The organism is Azohydromonas aeria (genome assembly GCF_009760915.1).
Lineage (GTDB): Bacteria > Pseudomonadota > Gammaproteobacteria > Burkholderiales > Burkholderiaceae_C > Azohydromonas > Azohydromonas aeria.
Map to the genome: position 1 here is coordinate 1 of NZ_VIDQ01000082.1, position 274 is coordinate 274.

A 274-nucleotide genomic window follows, 5' to 3' on the forward strand; every position below is an offset into this window, starting at 1 on the left:
TTGAGCCCCCTGAAGGGTCGTTCGAGACCAGGACGTTGATAGGCTGGGTGTGGAAGCACGGTGACGTGTTAAGCTGACCAGTACTAATTGCCCGTGAGGCTTGACCCTATAACTTTGACAAGCAAGTCAAAGACGGTATTCAAGTTGTTCGCCAAAGACGGCGACGCAATCAATAACGCTGAAACGACTCTATCGAATTGGCTGTGCTGATCCAGAGATCAGCATGGCAACCAGTCAAGCCTGATGACCATAGCGAGGTGGTCCCACCCCTTCC

At 52.2% G+C, this 274-nt stretch carries 1 rRNA gene; it reads left to right on the forward strand.

What is annotated here, in order from left to right:
• Positions 1–108: ribosomal RNA gene (locus tag FJ694_RS30240) — 23S ribosomal RNA — on the forward strand; the annotation flags it as partial.
• Between the last annotated feature and the right edge of the window lie 166 nt (positions 109–274).